At 75.0% G+C, this 14904-nt stretch carries 19 protein-coding genes; 10 read left to right on the top strand and 9 right to left on the bottom strand.

The genetic code is table 11. The features are described 5' to 3' along the window. Positions 1 to 119: 119 nt before the first annotated feature. The 3 genes from ACFWXO_RS24180 to ACFWXO_RS24170 form a co-directional block, all read right to left on the bottom strand. Positions 120 to 539: a YciI family protein gene (locus ACFWXO_RS24180; RefSeq protein ID WP_375896843.1), complete on the bottom strand. Its 420-nt coding sequence runs from the start codon at positions 537 to 539 to the stop codon at positions 120 to 122. A gap of 242 nt (positions 540 to 781) precedes the next feature. Then, on the bottom strand, positions 782 to 1129 hold the full coding sequence (locus ACFWXO_RS24175; protein WP_380525853.1) for a transcriptional regulator: 348 nt from the start codon (positions 1127 to 1129) through the stop codon (positions 782 to 784). Then, positions 1126 to 1593, bottom strand: a complete 468-nt coding sequence (locus tag ACFWXO_RS24170) for a hypothetical protein (protein ID WP_380525851.1) — start codon at positions 1591 to 1593, stop codon at positions 1126 to 1128. Before ACFWXO_RS24170 ends, ACFWXO_RS24175 begins: the two co-directional genes overlap by 4 nt. A 117-nt stretch (positions 1594 to 1710) precedes the next feature. Here ACFWXO_RS24170 and ACFWXO_RS24165 point away from each other — a divergent pair, with 117 nt between their 5' ends. Genes ACFWXO_RS24165 through ACFWXO_RS24155 form a run of 3 tightly spaced genes read left to right on the top strand, consistent with a single transcriptional unit; the run spans position 1711 to position 3848 of the window. After that, positions 1711 to 2655 (top strand): ABC transporter ATP-binding protein, encoded by a 945-nt coding sequence (locus tag ACFWXO_RS24165; protein WP_380525850.1) that lies wholly within the window; start codon positions 1711 to 1713, stop codon positions 2653 to 2655. Then, positions 2652 to 3506 carry an ABC transporter permease gene (locus tag ACFWXO_RS24160; RefSeq protein ID WP_380525848.1) on the top strand — a complete coding sequence of 285 codons (855 nt, stop codon included), beginning with the start codon at positions 2652 to 2654 and terminating at the stop codon, positions 3504 to 3506. The genes ACFWXO_RS24165 and ACFWXO_RS24160 overlap by 4 nt, the downstream gene beginning before the upstream one ends. 30 nt (positions 3507 to 3536) lie before the next feature. Then, positions 3537 to 3848 (top strand): hypothetical protein, encoded by a 312-nt coding sequence (locus ACFWXO_RS24155; protein ID WP_375896856.1) that lies wholly within the window; start codon positions 3537 to 3539, stop codon positions 3846 to 3848. 136 nt (positions 3849 to 3984) lie between these two features. On the opposite strand, the gene ACFWXO_RS24150 is transcribed toward ACFWXO_RS24155, so the two are convergent. Further along, on the bottom strand, positions 3985 to 4494 hold the full coding sequence (locus ACFWXO_RS24150) for a hypothetical protein (protein ID WP_380525846.1): 510 nt from the start codon (positions 4492 to 4494) through the stop codon (positions 3985 to 3987). 161 nt (positions 4495 to 4655) lie between these two features. Here ACFWXO_RS24150 and ACFWXO_RS24145 point away from each other — a divergent pair, with 161 nt between their 5' ends. Beyond that, positions 4656 to 5498 (top strand): DUF4253 domain-containing protein, encoded by an 843-nt coding sequence (locus tag ACFWXO_RS24145; protein ID WP_380525844.1) that lies wholly within the window; start codon positions 4656 to 4658, stop codon positions 5496 to 5498. Positions 5499 to 5611: 113 nt separating this feature from the next. Beyond that, complete coding sequence (locus ACFWXO_RS24140; protein ID WP_380525842.1) at positions 5612 to 6073, top strand: hypothetical protein; 462 nt, start codon at positions 5612 to 5614, stop codon at positions 6071 to 6073. A 25-nt stretch (positions 6074 to 6098) separates the two neighbouring features. Here ACFWXO_RS24140 and ACFWXO_RS24135 read toward each other — a convergent pair whose 3' ends face one another. The 4 genes from ACFWXO_RS24135 to ACFWXO_RS24120 all read right to left on the bottom strand — a co-directional run bounded on the left by ACFWXO_RS24135 (position 6099) and on the right by ACFWXO_RS24120 (position 9121). After that, a complete protein-coding gene (locus ACFWXO_RS24135) occupies positions 6099 to 6287 on the bottom strand; it encodes a hypothetical protein (protein WP_375896868.1) in 189 nt (62 codons plus the stop codon). A 71-nt stretch (positions 6288 to 6358) separates the two neighbouring features. Next, the gene (locus tag ACFWXO_RS24130) at positions 6359 to 7699 is read right to left on the bottom strand and encodes an MAB_1171c family putative transporter (RefSeq protein WP_380525841.1); all 1341 of its coding nucleotides are present in this window, start codon (positions 7697 to 7699) and stop codon (positions 6359 to 6361) included. Beyond that, positions 7696 to 8307: a ParH-like protein gene (locus ACFWXO_RS24125; RefSeq protein WP_380525839.1), complete on the bottom strand. Its 612-nt coding sequence runs from the start codon at positions 8305 to 8307 to the stop codon at positions 7696 to 7698. The genes ACFWXO_RS24130 and ACFWXO_RS24125 overlap by 4 nt, the downstream gene beginning before the upstream one ends. Positions 8308 to 8503: 196 nt before the next feature. Beyond that, the gene (locus ACFWXO_RS24120; protein WP_380525837.1) at positions 8504 to 9121 is read right to left on the bottom strand and encodes an XRE family transcriptional regulator; all 618 of its coding nucleotides are present in this window, start codon (positions 9119 to 9121) and stop codon (positions 8504 to 8506) included. A gap of 449 nt (positions 9122 to 9570) precedes the next feature. Between ACFWXO_RS24120 and ACFWXO_RS24115 the strand changes: the two genes are divergently transcribed. The 5 genes from ACFWXO_RS24115 to ACFWXO_RS24095 all read left to right on the top strand — a co-directional run bounded on the left by ACFWXO_RS24115 (position 9571) and on the right by ACFWXO_RS24095 (position 13365). Then, on the top strand, positions 9571 to 10389 hold the full coding sequence (locus ACFWXO_RS24115; protein WP_380525835.1) for a hypothetical protein: 819 nt from the start codon (positions 9571 to 9573) through the stop codon (positions 10387 to 10389). A 77-nt stretch (positions 10390 to 10466) separates the two neighbouring features. Then, on the top strand, positions 10467 to 10898 hold the full coding sequence (locus ACFWXO_RS24110) for a hypothetical protein (protein ID WP_380525833.1): 432 nt from the start codon (positions 10467 to 10469) through the stop codon (positions 10896 to 10898). 42 nt (positions 10899 to 10940) lie between these two features. Further along, positions 10941 to 11939, top strand: a complete 999-nt coding sequence (locus ACFWXO_RS24105) for an aldo/keto reductase (RefSeq protein WP_380525831.1) — start codon at positions 10941 to 10943, stop codon at positions 11937 to 11939. 198 nt (positions 11940 to 12137) lie between these two features. After that, a complete protein-coding gene (locus ACFWXO_RS24100; protein ID WP_380525829.1) occupies positions 12138 to 13001 on the top strand; it encodes an alpha/beta fold hydrolase in 864 nt (287 codons plus the stop codon). 142 nt (positions 13002 to 13143) lie between these two features. After that, complete coding sequence (locus tag ACFWXO_RS24095) at positions 13144 to 13365, top strand: hypothetical protein (RefSeq protein ID WP_380525828.1); 222 nt, start codon at positions 13144 to 13146, stop codon at positions 13363 to 13365. Between the two features lie 184 nt (positions 13366 to 13549). Here ACFWXO_RS24095 and ACFWXO_RS24090 read toward each other — a convergent pair whose 3' ends face one another. Continuing rightward, positions 13550 to 14482 carry a ribosome-inactivating family protein gene (locus ACFWXO_RS24090; RefSeq protein ID WP_380525826.1) on the bottom strand — a complete coding sequence of 311 codons (933 nt, stop codon included), beginning with the start codon at positions 14480 to 14482 and terminating at the stop codon, positions 13550 to 13552. Positions 14483 to 14904: the final 422 nt, after the last annotated feature.

The following is a 14904-nucleotide window of genomic DNA, read 5'->3' as shown; positions in this document are numbered from 1 at the left end:
CCCGCCCCGCGGGCCGGCCCCGCCGCCCCACAGGCGCGGGGCCGCCGCCCGCCCCCCCCCCCGGCCGCGCCCGCGGGGGGCCGCGGGGGGCCCGGGCGCCCCGTCGGTGGCTGCGGGCATCAGAGCTGGCCGGTCCGCTCGCGCCAGGCCCGCTCCTTGACGATCCACTCGTTGTCCTGCGGGAACTCCTCGATGCCCGGCACCCGGCGCACCTCGCACTTGGAACCGGGGAGGGCCGGCAGCCGCTTGGCCCACTCCACGGCCTCCTCCTTCGAGGCCACGTCGATCAGGTAGAAGCCGCCGAACAGCTCCTTCGTCTCCCCGTACGGGCCGTCGGTGACCACCGGCGCCTCCCCGTCGAAGTCGACCACCACGCCCTGCGACGGGTCGTCCAGCCCCTCGGCGGCCACCAGCACGCCGGCCCGGATCAGCTCCTCGTTGAAGCGCCCCACGGTCTCCAGCATCTCCTCGAAGGGCGTCTCCATCATCTTGGCCATGGACTCGTCCGTGCCCCGCATGATCAGCATGTACTTCGCCATCACAAACCTCCTTCGACGGGGGGCCGCCTTTCCGACCCTCTCCACCCCAAGGTCGAACGGCGCCCGCGCGGATCGACACCCTCGACGAAGACGGACGATATTCCCTCCCACCGACAGCCCCCGGCCGCCCCGCCGGGCCCGGGAACACCCCGCCGGGCCCGGGAACACCCACCCCACCCGGGGAAGAGCCAAAGGGGTGGGCTCACCTTCCCCCCGATGCCGTTCCGTACGACCGCCCGGGGTCAGCCCTCGGCCGCCGCCTGCTCCAGGGCGGCGCCGAGGGCGGTGGCGGAGGCGGCGATGCGCTGGAGTTCGGCGAGGTGGGCGGCCAGGGCGCGGCGGCCCTCGGGGGTCAGGCGCAGCCAGGTGCGGGGGCGCTTGCCGACGTAGCCGCGGCGCAGCCTGACGTAGGAGGCGGCCTCCAGGGTGGCGGCCACCTTGCTCAGCGCCGACTCCGAGACCCCGCAGCCCTCCCGTACGGCGCGGAACTCCGCCTCGGCGCAGCCGGACAGGAAGGCGACCACGGCGAGCCGGGTGGGCTGGTGGATCAGCTCGTCGAAGGCCGGTTCCGGCGGCGGGTCGGTGCTCACGCGGCGCCCGCCCCGGCTGTTCCGGCCGCCCCGGTCGCCCGCTTGCGGCGCAGCAGCAGGAAGTGGGTCAGGCCGCCGGTGAGGCCGAGGGCGAGCAGGAACCCGGGCAGGCCGAACGGCAGGGCCAGCGCCCCGGCCGCGAGCAGCGGCAGCAGCTGGAGCGCCGCGCCCGGGTACGACAGGGTGGGGACGATGCCCGGCCGGTGCTCGACCCGGTGGCTGACCACCACGTGGCCCACCAGCAGCAGCGCCGCGGCCAGCTGCACGAGGGCGGTGGCGAGCCACAGCCGCTCCGGCAGCAGGGCCGAGACGCCGATCCCGGCGAACCCCGCCCCGAACAGGCCCGCGGCCGTGGCCGGGTACCAGGGGGGCAGCGGATTGGGCCGCCGGGCCGCCGCCCGGGCCCGGTGCGCGGTGCGCAAGGACGCGAGGGCGTCCTCGGGGGCGATGCCGTGAACGCTCACCTTGTGCTCCAACTCCCCGTTCCCGAAAGGCTCCTGACAGCACCGGAGATCCTGGCATTTACTTTCCCGCCGGGCAAGTACTAGCGTGGCGGGCATGTGCACGGGGGAGGCAAGGACATGACCGGGACGACGACGCCACGGGCGGGCACGGCCGACCGCTCCGGAGACGAACGGCCCGGGGGAGAAGCGGCGATCCTGACGTCCGGACTGCGGATGCGCTACGGCAGCCGGGACGTCCTGGACGGCCTGGACCTCAGGGTGGAACGCTCCGAACTCTTCGCCCTGCTCGGCCCCAACGGCGCCGGCAAGAGCACCACCATCGAGATCCTGGAGGGCTACCGCCGCCGCTCCGCCGGCCAGGTCACCGTCCTCGGACAGGACCCGGCCCGCGACGACCCCGCCTGGCGCGCCCGGATCGGGATCGTCCTGCAGTCCAGCCGCGACCACGGCCGCTGGCGCGTCGGCGAACTGCTCGGCCACCTGGCCCGCTACTACCCCGACCCCTACGCGCCCGCCGAACTGCTGGCCCGGGTCGGCCTCACCGACCAGGCCGACCGCACCGCCGCCACCCTCTCCGGCGGACAGCGCCGCCGCCTGGACGTGGCCCTCGGCCTGGTCGGGCGCCCCGACCTGCTCTTCCTCGACGAACCCACCGCCGGCTTCGACCCCGAGGCCCGCCGCGACTTCCACGCCCTGCTGCGCGAACTGCGCGACGAACGCGCCACCACCATCCTGCTCACCACCCACGACCTCACCGAGGCCCAGCAACTGGCCGACCGGATCGGCATCCTGCAGGCCGGCCGCCTCACCGCCTGCGGCACCCTCGCCGAACTCGCCGAAGCCGCCCGGGCCGAGTCCGAGGTGCGCTGGAGCGACCCCGACGGCACCCCGCGCAGCCTGCGCACCGCCGACCCCTCCCGGGCGGTCTGGGACCTGCACCGGCGGCTCGGCGGACCGATCCCCGACCTGGAAGTGCGCCGCCCCAGCCTGGAGGACACCTACCTCGGCATGGTCGGCGACGCCCGACCCGCCGAACCCGCCGAACCCGCGGAGACGCCGTGACCCCCGTGAACCCCTACGTCCTCGGCCTGCGCCGCGGCGCCGTCGAACTGCGCCAACTCCTGCGCAGCCGCAAGGACTTCTACTCCTACCTGACCACCCCGCTGGTCTTCCTCGCCATCTCCTACTGGCGCTCCGGCTCCGGCGGCACCGGCTCCGGAGACGCTTTGACCCAGCTCAGCCTGGCCGGCGGCATCGCCTCCACCGTCTTCATGTTCGGCCTCATGACCGTCCCCCAGTTCCTCTCCGGCGACCGGGAGGACGGCACCCTGCTGCGCCTGCGCGGCGTCCCCGGCGCGATGCCCGCCTACCTGGTCGCCAAGGCGCTCTTCGTCCTGGTGACCATGGGCGCCTCCATCCTCCTGCTACTGGTCGGCGGCGCCTTGCTGCTGCACGCCGACCTGCCCGCCACCCCCGGACAGTGGCTCACCCTGGCCCTCACCCTGCTGCTGGGCACCGCCGCCGTCGTCCCGATGGGCGCCGCGATCGGCGCCCTGCTGCCCCCGGCCCGCGAGGCCCTCGCGCTGTACATGATGCCCATGCTCGGGCTGATGTTCATCTCCGGCGCCTTCGCCCCGCTGCGCAACCTGCCCACCGCCCTCCAGACCGTCGGCTCCCTCTTCCCGCTGCGCTGGATCGCCCAGGGCGTGCGCTCCGCCCTGCTGCCCGACAGCGCCAAGACCCTTGAAGTGTCCGGCAGTTGGCAACACCTGCCGATCGCCGGCGTGCTGCTGTGCTGGGCGGTGGCGGGCTTCCTGCTGGCCCCCGGCCTGCTGCGCCGGATGGCCCGCAAGGAGTCCGGCTCCGTCCTGTCCGAACGCGAGCGCAAGCGGCTGGCCAAGAGCGCCTACTGACCCCGAATGAAGGAAGAAAGAGGTACCACCATGCTCGTCCCCCTCCCCGGCCCCTCGCAGCCGGCCGGCCTCGACCCGCTCAAGGCCGCCCTGCGCGCCGCCCTGGACACCGCCGACCAGGTCGAACAGCCGGGCCTGCGCCGGGCCCTGCGGATCGTCGAGGACTTCGTCCCGGCCGCCGCCCCCACCCCGGTGGACTGGGCCCGCAACGTCCTGGCCCACGCCGGGATCGACCCCCGCACGGCCGAGGTCAAGGCCGTCCGGGAACTGCGCCGCGCGCACCCCGGCCTCAGCCTCCGGGACGCCGTCGCGCTGGTGCGGCTGGTCGTCGGGCACTCCTGAGCGTCACCGGTCCTCACCGGCAGGCCCCGCGCGTCACCGCAGGCCCGACCGTCTGCGGCCGTCCGCCGTCCGCCGTCCGCCGTCCGGTCGGCAGACGGCAGACGGCAGACGGCAGACGGCAGACGGCCGCAGGCGGTCAGCGGTCGAGGTCGATCGTGAAGCGCCTCGTGCCCGGGGCGACCGTGTCGGCGTGGATCGAGCCGCGGGCGCGGTCGAAGTCCCCGGTGCCGCCGGTGATCGCGTTGTCGAAGGAGGGCGGCGGGCCCGGGTTGAGCTGGCCGAAGACCATCCCCTGGGCGGTGATCTGGCCGCCCGGGAGGGTGTAGGTCACGGTGCACTCCTCCGCGCCGCCGTTGTCGGTGCGGGTGGTGGTGCACGTGCCGCCGGTCTCGCCGATCTGGTTGCCGTCCAGATCGGAGAGCACCGAGCGGAAGACGGTCCGGTCGCCCTGGGCGGGGGCCCCTCCTGGGTTGACGGGGAAGGACGACTGCTGCGCGAGCTTGCCGATGAGCGTGATGACCCGGTCCCGGGCGACGGGTCCGGCGGATCCGGTGGTCGGCGCGGCGGTCGCGGCGGGGGCGGCGATGAGAAGGGTGATCAGCGCGGCGGCCGTGCCGAGACCGGCCCTGGCGATGCGGTGCGTCATGTCTCTCCTGAGGTCGATGTCCTGAGGGGTCGGGCGACCCATTCATAGCCTCGGCCTATGGCCGCCCGGGCCGTCCGGGAACGGCCCGCCAACAGATTCGATCGAACGGCCCCACGGCGGCCCCCGGGGACGTTGTCGGTGCGTACCCCTACCGTGGGCGCATGATCGATTCCCAGCTGCTCCGCGACCTGCGCCGACGCTTCCCCGACCGCAGTGCCGAACGCCGTACGGCGCCACTGCTGCCGGGGCGTCAGGTCGTACCGTCGTTGTGGGTGAGCGACGGGCCGGCGCCCGAGGGCGTGTGGGAGCGGCTGCGCCGGGAGCACGCGGAGTCGGGGCGGTGGCCGCTGCTGCTGGCGCCCGGCAGCGACGCCACGCAGTTGGAGGCGCGGGACCTGGGGCTCGAACCCGGCGAGCCCGGCGAACCCGGTGGGCCGGGGGAGTTCCGGTCGGACCGGTACGAGGTGGCGGCCCTGCTGCGTGGGTGGTGGGAGAAGTCGGTGCTGTGGTGCCCCAGCGGGGACCCGCAGGACCGGGCCGACCTGCTGGAGACGCTGGCCCCCTACGTTGACACCTGGCCCGGCCCCGCCCCCGCCCCCGCACCGGCGCCGCGGCGCGACCCGCAGGAGTGCGCCGGCCGCCTGGCCCGCCAACTGCTGCGCGCCCGCCCCTCGCTGCGGATCGGCCTGGTCCGCGCGGACGACGGCGCCCACGCGCTGGCCGCCTGCGGCTGGAACGGCACCAACGGCCACGGCGACACCGGCGAGATCGCCGCCGTGCTGCACAGCTGGCAGCACCGCTTCGGCGCCCGCCTCGTCGGAGTGGGCGCCGACTCACTGGAGTTGAGCGTCGCGGCGCCGCCGAGGAGCCGGGAGGAGGCGCTGCTGGTGGCGGCCGAACACGCCGCGTTCTGCCCGGACAACCTCTTCCAGGCCGAGGAGGGCCTGGCCGGCTACGCCGAGGAACTGGTCGATGCCGTCCACTGGGGCTTCTGGTGGGACTGACGCACGGGCCGGTGCTGCGTCCGGGAAGGTTCCACCGAGGAGGTGGAAGGGGATTCACCGAGAGGTTTATGTCAGATTGACGATAACTGGTGCGCCGGGCTAGCGTGCCGGGCATGCGAGTGATCCTGACGCGCGACAGCGTGCACCCGGGAGACGACCCACCCCACCACTGGGACTTCACCGTCGACGGAGCGAGCACCTTGGGCGAGCTCGTCGACGAGGCCGTCAACTACCCGTACCAGATGGAGGGTTCCAGCTGGTCGATAGCCCCCCGGGGCGCCCCGGCGAACGAGACTCCGATCGCCACGGTGTCCATGCACTGGGCGGCGCCGCGCTTCACGAACGAGGCGGACCGGCGGCTGCGCCTGGACTCGATGGCCACCGCTCCGGGCGAGCTCAGGCTGCACTTCCGGTGGCACCCGGGAACCGTCCCGGTGGAGGAGTCCGAGCCCGTCCCGGCGGAGGAAAGCGAGCCTGTCCCGGTGGAGGGGGCCGGGCCCGGCCCGCTCGCCATGGTCCCGCTCCTGCTCGTGTGGCTGCTGTTCGAAATGCTCCGGTGGGGCTGGGGCGGGTGACGGGAGCGGGGTTGACGGTGGGGTGCTAACGCTTCTGGGCCCGGTACCGCTTGAGGAGGGCGGTGAGCCTCTCCGGGGCGGCCCCGCCGTTCAGTTCGGCGGTGAGGTCGTCGGGGCAGAGCTCGTAGAGGTCGCCCCACCACCGGCGCCCCCGGTTGTCCCAGATGCGGTAGCCACCGGGCACGCCCCTGGCCACGTAGCGACGCCTACTCACGAAGCCCCCGCCGGGAGCAGGGCCCACGCCCGTCGCCCACTTCCCCTCCCTCGCTCTCCACGGACGGCAGGCTACGGCAGGGCCGTCGTGGCGCGGGCGCGTTCGGCGCGGGCGCGGGTGCGGACCTCGGCGACGGCCGGGCAGGTGGCGTAGACCCGGGCCAGGTGGGCGAGGTGGTCGGCCTCCCCGTCCATGGTGTCCGTCGTGGTCGTGGTCGTGGTCGTGGCGGGTGCGGTGGCCGTGGCGGGTGCGGTGGTCTCCGGCGCGGCGGCGGGCCCGGGCAGGGTGCCGGCCGCGGCCAGTTCCAGGGCGGCGGCCAGCGAGGCGGCCTCGGCGGTGGCGGCGGCGTGGTCGGAGGGTGGCGGGAAGCGGCGGGTGGCGCGGTCGAGCCACTGCGCGGTGCGCGGGTCCAGGTGCTGGCGCAGGATCAGGCGGGCGTCGTGGATCTCGATGATCCGCCGGTAGAGCGCGAACCGGGGGTCGCGCGGGGGCAGCGGCAGCCGGCGGGCCGGGTCCAGGGCGATCTCCGGCAGCACGGTGTGCAGGTCGCGCCAGAGCGGGGTGAGCGCCCGGTAGCGGCGGTGGGCGCGCAGCCAGCCGCGCACCGCCCCGGTCGCCGCGGGCCACAGGGTGCTGCCCAGGCCGGCCGCGATCAGCGCCGCGCACAGCCCGCCCAGCACCGCGCACAGGAGGTCCTCGGGGCCGTCCTGGCTGCCGGTGACGGCCGCGCGCAGCACGTCGTCCATGCTCCAGGCGTTCCACAGCAGCCCGGCCACCAGCCCGCCGGCCAGCAGCCGCAGCCCGGTGCCCAGCCGCCCGGGGCCGGCCGCGCGGGCACGCCGGGCCAGCTCGCGCAGCAGCACCGTCAGGCACATCGCGGTGTGCAGCATGCCCACGGCGGTGTACCCGGCCAGCGCCAGCCGGGCGGACAGCTCGGGGCCGACGGTCAGGTCCTCGCCCGCCAGGCCCGGCGCGGCGGCGGTGATCAGCGCCAGCCGCAGCCCCAGCACCCCGGCCAGCAGGGCCAGTCCGCCCCGCACCTCCCGTCGTACGGGCTCGGCGGCGGGCTCGGCGGCGGCCGTACCGGCGGCGGGCTCAGCGGCGGTGTCGGCACCGGCCGTGCTCGCGGCATCGGCCGCCCGCAGCGCCGGCACGAGCAGCCGCATCGCCGCGGCCGCGCCGTCGCGCAGCCCGTCGCCCAGTACGATCACCAGCACCGCCAGCACCGGAACCCCCGTGCCCTGCACCGCCCGTACGGTCGGCGGGGCGAGCACCAGCAGGGCGGTGCCGAGCAGGGCCGTGCCGTAGCAGGTGAAACGGGCGGCGGCGCGGGAGTCGATCCGGCTGCGGGAGAAGTGGGCGGAGCTGAGGACGAAGAACAACCCGACGGGGTAGAGGGCGAGTTCGCTCACGGCCGGCGCCCCTGGGGCCTGCGGTCCTGCGGTGTGTCGTCCCCCGGCCCGTCAGTCCCCGGCCCGCCGTCGGACTCCCGGGCGGGTTCGGCTTCCCGGGCGGGTTCGGCTTCCCGGGCGGTGCCGCCGTGCCGCCGGGCGGCCAGCAGGACGCCCAGCGCGTCCAGCGACCCGCCGGCCGGTGTCGGCCCGGTCCCCGACTGGTCGGCGGCGTCGGCCCGTTCCGCCCGGCTCAGGATCAGCGAGGCCAGCAGCTCCGCCTCCCGCTCCTGCGGCTCGTCGTAGCTGGTGCGCCCCAGCACCCGCTGCACCAGCGCGGGGGAGAGGTTGGGCAGCAGTGCGGCGGCCGGGGCCAGCGGCGCGGAGCCGGCGTGGTCGAGCAGCAGGTGCGCGATCTCGTGCACCAGGATGTGCCGCTGGTGCAGCACGCCGGTGTCCGCCGCGTACAGGATGTAGTCCGCCTCCACGGTGGAGACCAGCAGCCCGCAGGGGGCGTGCGGCCGGGCGGGCACCGGCAGCAGCTCGATCGGCCGCCCGCGCCGCACCGCCAGCTGCTCCAGCAGCACCACCGGGTCGAACGGGCGCGGCAGCTCCAGCTGTTCGGCCATCCGGCGACAGCGCCGCAGCGTGGACCGGTAGCCCCGGCCGCCCCACAAGTCACCCCACAACCCGAGCTCCCCTCACCGCTCCACCCCTACGGTTCCTCCGCCGGCGCCTCCGCACGGGCGTCCGACGCTCCTGCGCCCGCCCCGCGGCCCGCCCGCCCCGTGCTCCGACGGCCCTGCGGGGTTGCGCGGCCCGCGCTCAGGGCGAGGGGCGTTTGCGCGCCGCGTCCCGGCGGGCGATCACGTCGACCAGCTCACTGACGGTGTCCAGGCCCTCCGGCGACAGGCCCACCGCCCGCAGCGCCAGGCTGCGCACGCCCGCGTCGCGCAGCGCGCCGAGCAGGGCCAGCTCCTTGGCGATCTCGGCGCCCTGCTGCTCGTCGAAGAAGTACGCGGGCGGGACCTGGAAGAACTGGGCCAGTGCCTCCAGGTGGCGCTTGGTCGGGTTGTCCCGGCGCCCGGTGCGCAGCTGCCACAGGTAGGTGGTGGAGAAGGACTCCCCGGTCGCCTCGCGGCAGGCCCGGGCCACCTCCTCGTTGGTGTACTGCTCGCGGTCGGGGCGGCGCACGGTGTGGAACAGGGCCTCGATCCGGACCGACAGCCCGCCGGCCTCCGTGCTCGCGGGGCCGTCCGTCTCCGTGCCGGCGCCCGCGTCCGGGTCCGTGCCCGGGTCCGTGCCTGCATTCGTTCCCGGGTCCGTTCCCGCGTCCGTTCCCGTATCCGCTCCCGTGTCCGCGTTCCCGGTGCCGTCCTGGGCGGGCTCCGGTGGAGCGCCCTCCGGTCCCGCCTGAACGCCGTCCCCCGTCGACTCCGTCATGCCCCACCTTTCTCACGCCCGGGCCCTCCGGCCGCGACCTCGGCGGACGGACAGGGCCGGCCAGGTCACGATAGCCGAACGGCATCAGCTGGCATGGATCAGAAGATACCCGCAGTCAACGCCAGTTGACCCGCGTAGCGTCGGCTGACATCCTGGACGAACAGGCCCACAGGCGCCGCCGACCAGAGCTGACGAATCCTCACATCAGCCCGTACCGGCGGCACTTGACGTCTCCACCGGACCGCCCGACCGACCTCGGCGCCCCGGCCGGGAAGGGCCGACTCCCGCGAGACCGCACGGCGTCGACACACCGGACCCGGGCACCCGCACCACGCCCGCCCCACCCCGACGTGCCGCAGCCCGCCGTGCCGCACCGCCGTACCGCCGCCCGGCGGGGGACAGCCCGACCGGCCCGACCCCCGACGGCACGACGCGAGAAGGGGGCACCCGTGGACACCACGCCGCGCGGGCAGACCGCACCGCCAGCACAGCCGCAGGCACAGCCACTACCGCAGTCACGGGCACAGGCACAGGCGCAGTCACAGGCGCTGCCACGGCCGCGACGTCGACCGCAGACCGTCCGACTGGCCTTCCTGTGGCGGGCCGCCGGAGCACCCGTCGGTTGCGTCCTCGCCCTCGCCATGGGCATCGTCCTCGCCCGGACCGGCGTCGCCGCCCGCCTCGGCGCCGTCCCCGCCCTGCTGCTCTCCGGCACCGCCGTCCTCGGCGTCGCCCTGCCCGTCCCCTACGGCTTCTGGCTGCGCGCCGACACCGAAGGCCTCACCCTGGTACGGGCCTTCCTCCCGCGCCACTACCGCTGGCAGGACATCGTCGCCCTCACCATGGAGACCGACGAGGACCCCGACTCCGGCGCCGCCCGGCTCGTCCTCCTGCTGCGCCTGGTCCCCGCCCGGACCGTCCGGACCGCCCGCACGGCCCGGACGGTCCGGACGGCCACCGCTTCCTCGACCGCCGCCGCCGTGACCGCCGCCTCCCGGGCGGACCGCGTCCACGGCCCCGTCCTCGGCGTCCTCGGCACCACCCCCGACGGACTGCCGCGCGGCACCGAACCCCGCCACCTGGCCCAGCTGTTCGACCTGCTGCGCCGCCACGGCGTCCCGCTGGAGGACCCGCGCTACGCCGACCTCGTCCTCACCGCCCACGGCTACCCGCCGCTCGCCCACACCGCCCACAGCACCCGCACCGCCCACGCCGCCCGCACCGCCCCGCCGACACGCCCGGCAGCCGTCCGGTCACCCTCCGTTTGATCCTCCGCACGCCCCGCATCCGTTGACCCCGACGGAGGCGTGTCGCCGACGGCGCGCCGCGAGGGCGGGAGGCGAACGTGCTCAGGTTCCACGGCGCTTGGCGCATCACCGTGGTCGGCTGCAACGCCGACTTCGCCCAACGGGCGGTCGTCCGCGGCCCGTACGGCACCCGGGTGCTGCCCGGGCGCCCCGGGGCCGTCCTGGAGGTGGACGGGGAGCACTGGACCCTCACCCTCGAACACCGCCCGCGCGGCCGCGACTGGCAACCCAACCTGCGCACCACCCCCGGACCGCTCACCGAACGCGACGGCGTGCGCAGCCGGCTGCTCACCAGCAACGACCGGCACTGGCCGGGCAAACCGCGGGACTACGTCAACGTCGTGCTGCGCCTGGACCAGCCGACGGTCCCGGCCGCGACCCCGGCCGCAGCCTGCCCGACCCCGGCCTGCCCGGTCGCGCCCCACCCGGCCCCGGCCCCGCTGCCGACGGCCCTGCGGGCGGTCCCCTAAAGTCCCAGGTGAGCACCGTCGCGCCACCCGAGGAGAGCCAGCATGCCGACCGAACCCGCCCCCGCTCCCACCCCCAGTACCCCGGCCTGCGCCCGGCTGGGCCTGGGCACCGCGGCGGTCGGCCGGCCCGGCTACATCACCCTCGGGCGCGCGGCCGACCTGCCCGCCGAACGCACCGTCGAGGCCCTGCGCGAGCGCACCCACACCCTCCTGGACGCCGCCTACGCCGCCGGGGTGCGCTACCTCGACACCGCCCGCTCCTACGGCCGCGCCGAGGAGTTCCTCGCCCAGTGGCTCACCGAACACCCCGAGGCCGCCGCCGAGGTGACGGTCGGCAGCAAGTGGGGCTACACCTACACGGCCGACTGGCGCACCACCGGCGTCACCGCCCACGAGGTCAAGGAGCACTCCACGGCGGTGTACGACCGGCAGATCCGCGAGACCCGCGCCCTGCTCGGCCCCCGCCTGGACGTCTACCTGGTCCACTCGGTCACCACCGACAGCCCCGCCCTCACCGACCCCGCCCTGCACCGGCGCCTGGACGCCCTCGCCGCCGAGGGCGTCCGGGTCGGCCTGTCCACCAGCGGCCCCGCCCAGGCCGAGGCCATCCGCCGGGCCCTGGCCGTCACCGTCGACGGCCGGCCGCTGTTCAGCGCCGTCCAGGCCACCTGGAACCTGCTGGAGACCTCCGCCGCCCCCGCCCTCGCCGAAGCCCACCGGGCCGGCTGGCTGGTCGTGGTCAAGGAGGGCATGGCCAACGGCCGCCTGGCCGGCCGCAACGCCACCGGGGACGACACCGCCGCCCTGCGCGCCCTCGCCACCCGCACCGCCACCACCCCCGACGCCCTCGCCCTGGCGGCCGCCGCCGCCCAGCCCTGGGCCGACGTCGTCCTGTCCGGCGCCGCCACCCCCGCCCAACTCGCCTCCAACCTCGCCGCCGCCCACCTCACCCCCACCCCGGACGACCTCGCCACCCTCGCCACCATGCCCGAACCCGCCGAGGCCTACTGGCACACCCGCTCCTCCCTGCCCTGGACCTGACGACCCTGGACCTGACGGCCGGCCCCGCCCGGCCTGCCGGCCCTGCCCGGCCTGTCCGGTCGGGGCTAGTGCGGATGATCTTCGCCGAGTAGGGTGAACCCCCGGCAGCGGGCGGCCGTTCGCACACCACCCCGGTGGCTGCGCCCCGCCCCGTCCCGCCGACACCGCCACAGCCCCGGAAAGGCAGTCGTAGCCCAGATGCAGCCGACGTTCGTCCTGGTCCACGGAGCGTTCGCCAACTCCTTCTCCTTCGCCCCGCTCCAGGCCGAACTCGGCCTCCTCGGGCACCGCTCGGTCGCCGTCGACCTCCCCGGACACGGCTTCGCCGCGACCTACCCGCGCGCCTACCAGGCGCCGCAGGACCTCACCGAGCTCGCCGCGACGCCCGGCGTCATCAAGGGCGTCACGCTCGCCGACAACGCCGCGCACCTCATCGCGGTCCTGGAGCGGGCCAAGCGCAACGGCCCCGTCGTCCTGGTCTCGCACAGCCGCGGCGGCCTGACGGCCACCGTCGCCGCCAACCGGCGGCCCGACCTGATCGACCACCTCGTCTACGTCTCCTCCTGGTGCCCCGTCGACCTCGACGTCAGCGCCTACTACGCCGAGCCCGAGATGGCCGCGGTCGACCCCGCCGCGCTGGCCGCCGCGCTGGTCGGCAACCCCGCCGAACTCGGGCTGCTGCGCTCCAACTTCCGCACCGCCGACCCCGCCGCCCTCGCGGCCTTCAAGGCGGCCCTGTTCGCCGACGGGACGGACGAGGAGTTCCTGGTCCTCCTCAACACCCTCCAGCCCGACGAGAACCTCGACGCCGGCACCGCCGACGACCGGGCCGGCGCCGACACCTGGGGCCGGATCCCCAGGACGTACGTCCGCCTCACCGAGGACGCCAGCATCCCGCTCGCCATGCAGGACCGGATGATCCGCGAGGCCGACGCCCTGACGCCCGGGAACCCCTACACCGTCCGCACCCTCACCGGCAGCCACCTCAAGTGGCTGGCCACCCCGGAACCGGCCGCCCAGGTCCTGGCCGAGGTCGCCGCCCACCTGCCCACCGGATCCTGACCGGAGCGGGAAGTCGACGGGGCCGACTTCCCGTGCGCCCACCGGGGCGGTGCGGAGGTCCCGGCCCCGGGGCCTGGCGTGTTCCCCATCCGGTAGCCGTAGCCGTAGCCGCCGTCATCGGAACGTCCCTAGGGTCGCCGGCATGCCACACAACACCGTCGACCCAGCGACGATCACGCCGGAGATGGCCGCTCGGATCCGCACGTGGCGATGCGACGAGGACTACTCCTGGCGCGCCGTGGCCCAGGCCGCGTCCGACCTGTGGGGCTCCGCATGGGGCAGCAATCAGCTCTTCGGCGAAGACCTCTGCGCGGCCGCGGCCACGCTGCTGGGCGAGAACCCCTACCGGGACCCGTGTCACTGACGCCCGTCAGCGGGTGGGGCGGATCGAAGAGGCCCGTGATGGGGCGTCCGGCCCGGTGGACGTCCGTACTCGGCGGGCAGGCGCGTCCGCTGCGAGCCGGTCCGGACCAGCTGACCCGGTCGTGCCCGAGAGCGACGGCGGGCGGCCCCGCACGGGCCGCCCGCCGTGGTGTTCCGGGGTCAGTTCACCGGGAGGAACCGAGGGCGAGGAGGTAGCCGATCCGGTTCGGGTAGCCCGGAATGGGGCTGCCGAGCAACAGCTGCGGGGTCCGGTAGGAGGTGCCGTTGATCTCGAACGGCGGGGTCGACGGGTCCTGCATGACCTGGTGGAGCCAGCGGGAGACCGCCGACCACTGGTTCTCCCAGCTGATCAGGGCGGCGGGGACCGGCTGGTTCGCCCTGGTGCGCAGGTTGTTGCTGACGTGCGCCCGGATCTCCTCGAAGCGGGCCGCCTCCGCGAGGGCCTGGATCAGGACGAGGTAGCTCTGGTTGCGCAGCGTGGCCGAGGTGGCCGTCGAGTGGCTGTCGTAGAAGTGGATCAGCCCGGTGGCGAAGGCGATCTCGGTGGCGCCCATGCGCACGGTCGCGCGGGCGGCGCTCCCCAGGGCCATGTAGCTGGACCCCACGTTGAGGTTCCCGACGGCCCGCTGGTACCCGGCCCGCGCGAGGATCTGCTGCAACGCCACCCGCTGGTCGGAGAAGCCGAGGATCCCGCTCACCGAGCCGGAGTTCTGGCTGGGGGTCCAGATCCCCATGATGTACAGGTTGTCCGAGCGGAAGTAGACCGAGCCGATGTGCTGGCCACCCTGCTGGAGCCGGACCTCGATGAGGTGCCGGTCGTCGTCGGGCCGGATCTCGGTGTCGTCCATCCGCCCCATGAGGACGGAGTTGCCGCGGGCGGCACCCCGCAGCTCGGTGATCACGCTGTCGTAGTCCGCAGCGGCCTGGGAGGGGTTGTTCTGGACGATCCCGTCGAGGCTCCAGTCGATCTGGAAGAGCCGGTTCGTCCCGGTGTTCGCCTGGGCTGCCGTCGTCGACGACGCCGCGAACAGACAGGTCAACAACGCCAGGACGACGGCGAACAGGGTGCTGCGGTGGATCGGGCCGGGCGACTGCATCGTGCTCCTTGGACTTGCCGGGTCCCGCGGGCGGTTCAGGAGGCCTCGGAGCACGCGGAGAGAAGGCTGATTCACCAGGTCGACGACCGGGTGACGTGGCGGGCGCGGCGTCAGGTCACCCGGAAGTCCTCGGTAGGGCGGGGTGGCGGAACTGCCCGCTCGTCGCTCCGAGTCGGGCATCCCCGCGATGACCAACGCCGCGTCGGGAACGGCAGCACGAACCGTCGGCGAGCCGGATCGGTCAGGACGCGCTCTTGCGCCAGGTGATGGGGGAGTTGGGGTCCATGGCGGTTCCCCCTGGAGGAGTGGGGGGTGGGGGGGGGGCCCCAAACCCCCCCCCGGGGGCCAGCCCCGCTGAGAGGGGGGCGCTGCGGTTCCGGTGGGGGGGGGGGCCGTGGTGCAGGTGGGCGCTAAACGAGCCG

Origin of the sequence: Kitasatospora sp. NPDC059088 (assembly GCF_042738155.1) — a bacterium.
GTDB lineage: Bacteria > Actinomycetota > Actinomycetes > Streptomycetales > Streptomycetaceae > Kitasatospora.
This window is presented reverse-complemented; position numbering and strand designations above follow the sequence as displayed.

Excerpts from the sequence above, each read along its gene's own strand:
- ACFWXO_RS24100 (WP_380525829.1), top strand. The coding sequence starts at position 12,138 with ATGCAGCCGACGTTCGTCCTGGTCCACGGAGCGTTCGCCAACTCCTTC.
- ACFWXO_RS24120 (WP_380525837.1), bottom strand. The coding sequence starts at position 9,121 with ATGACGGAGTCGACGGGGGACGGCGTTCAGGCGGGACCGGAGGGCGCT.
- ACFWXO_RS24150 (WP_380525846.1), bottom strand. The coding sequence starts at position 4,494 with ATGACGCACCGCATCGCCAGGGCCGGTCTCGGCACGGCCGCCGCGCTG.
- ACFWXO_RS24145 (WP_380525844.1), top strand. The coding sequence starts at position 4,656 with ATGATCGATTCCCAGCTGCTCCGCGACCTGCGCCGACGCTTCCCCGAC.
- ACFWXO_RS24165 (WP_380525850.1), top strand. The coding sequence starts at position 1,711 with ATGACCGGGACGACGACGCCACGGGCGGGCACGGCCGACCGCTCCGGA.
- ACFWXO_RS24180 (WP_375896843.1), bottom strand. The coding sequence starts at position 539 with ATGGCGAAGTACATGCTGATCATGCGGGGCACGGACGAGTCCATGGCC.
- ACFWXO_RS24105 (WP_380525831.1), top strand. The coding sequence starts at position 10,941 with ATGCCGACCGAACCCGCCCCCGCTCCCACCCCCAGTACCCCGGCCTGC.
- ACFWXO_RS24095 (WP_380525828.1), top strand. The coding sequence starts at position 13,144 with ATGCCACACAACACCGTCGACCCAGCGACGATCACGCCGGAGATGGCC.
- ACFWXO_RS24125 (WP_380525839.1), bottom strand. The coding sequence starts at position 8,307 with ATGGCCGAACAGCTGGAGCTGCCGCGCCCGTTCGACCCGGTGGTGCTG.
- ACFWXO_RS24155 (WP_375896856.1), top strand. The coding sequence starts at position 3,537 with ATGCTCGTCCCCCTCCCCGGCCCCTCGCAGCCGGCCGGCCTCGACCCG.
- ACFWXO_RS24140 (WP_380525842.1), top strand. The coding sequence starts at position 5,612 with ATGCGAGTGATCCTGACGCGCGACAGCGTGCACCCGGGAGACGACCCA.
- ACFWXO_RS24090 (WP_380525826.1), bottom strand. The coding sequence starts at position 14,482 with ATGCAGTCGCCCGGCCCGATCCACCGCAGCACCCTGTTCGCCGTCGTC.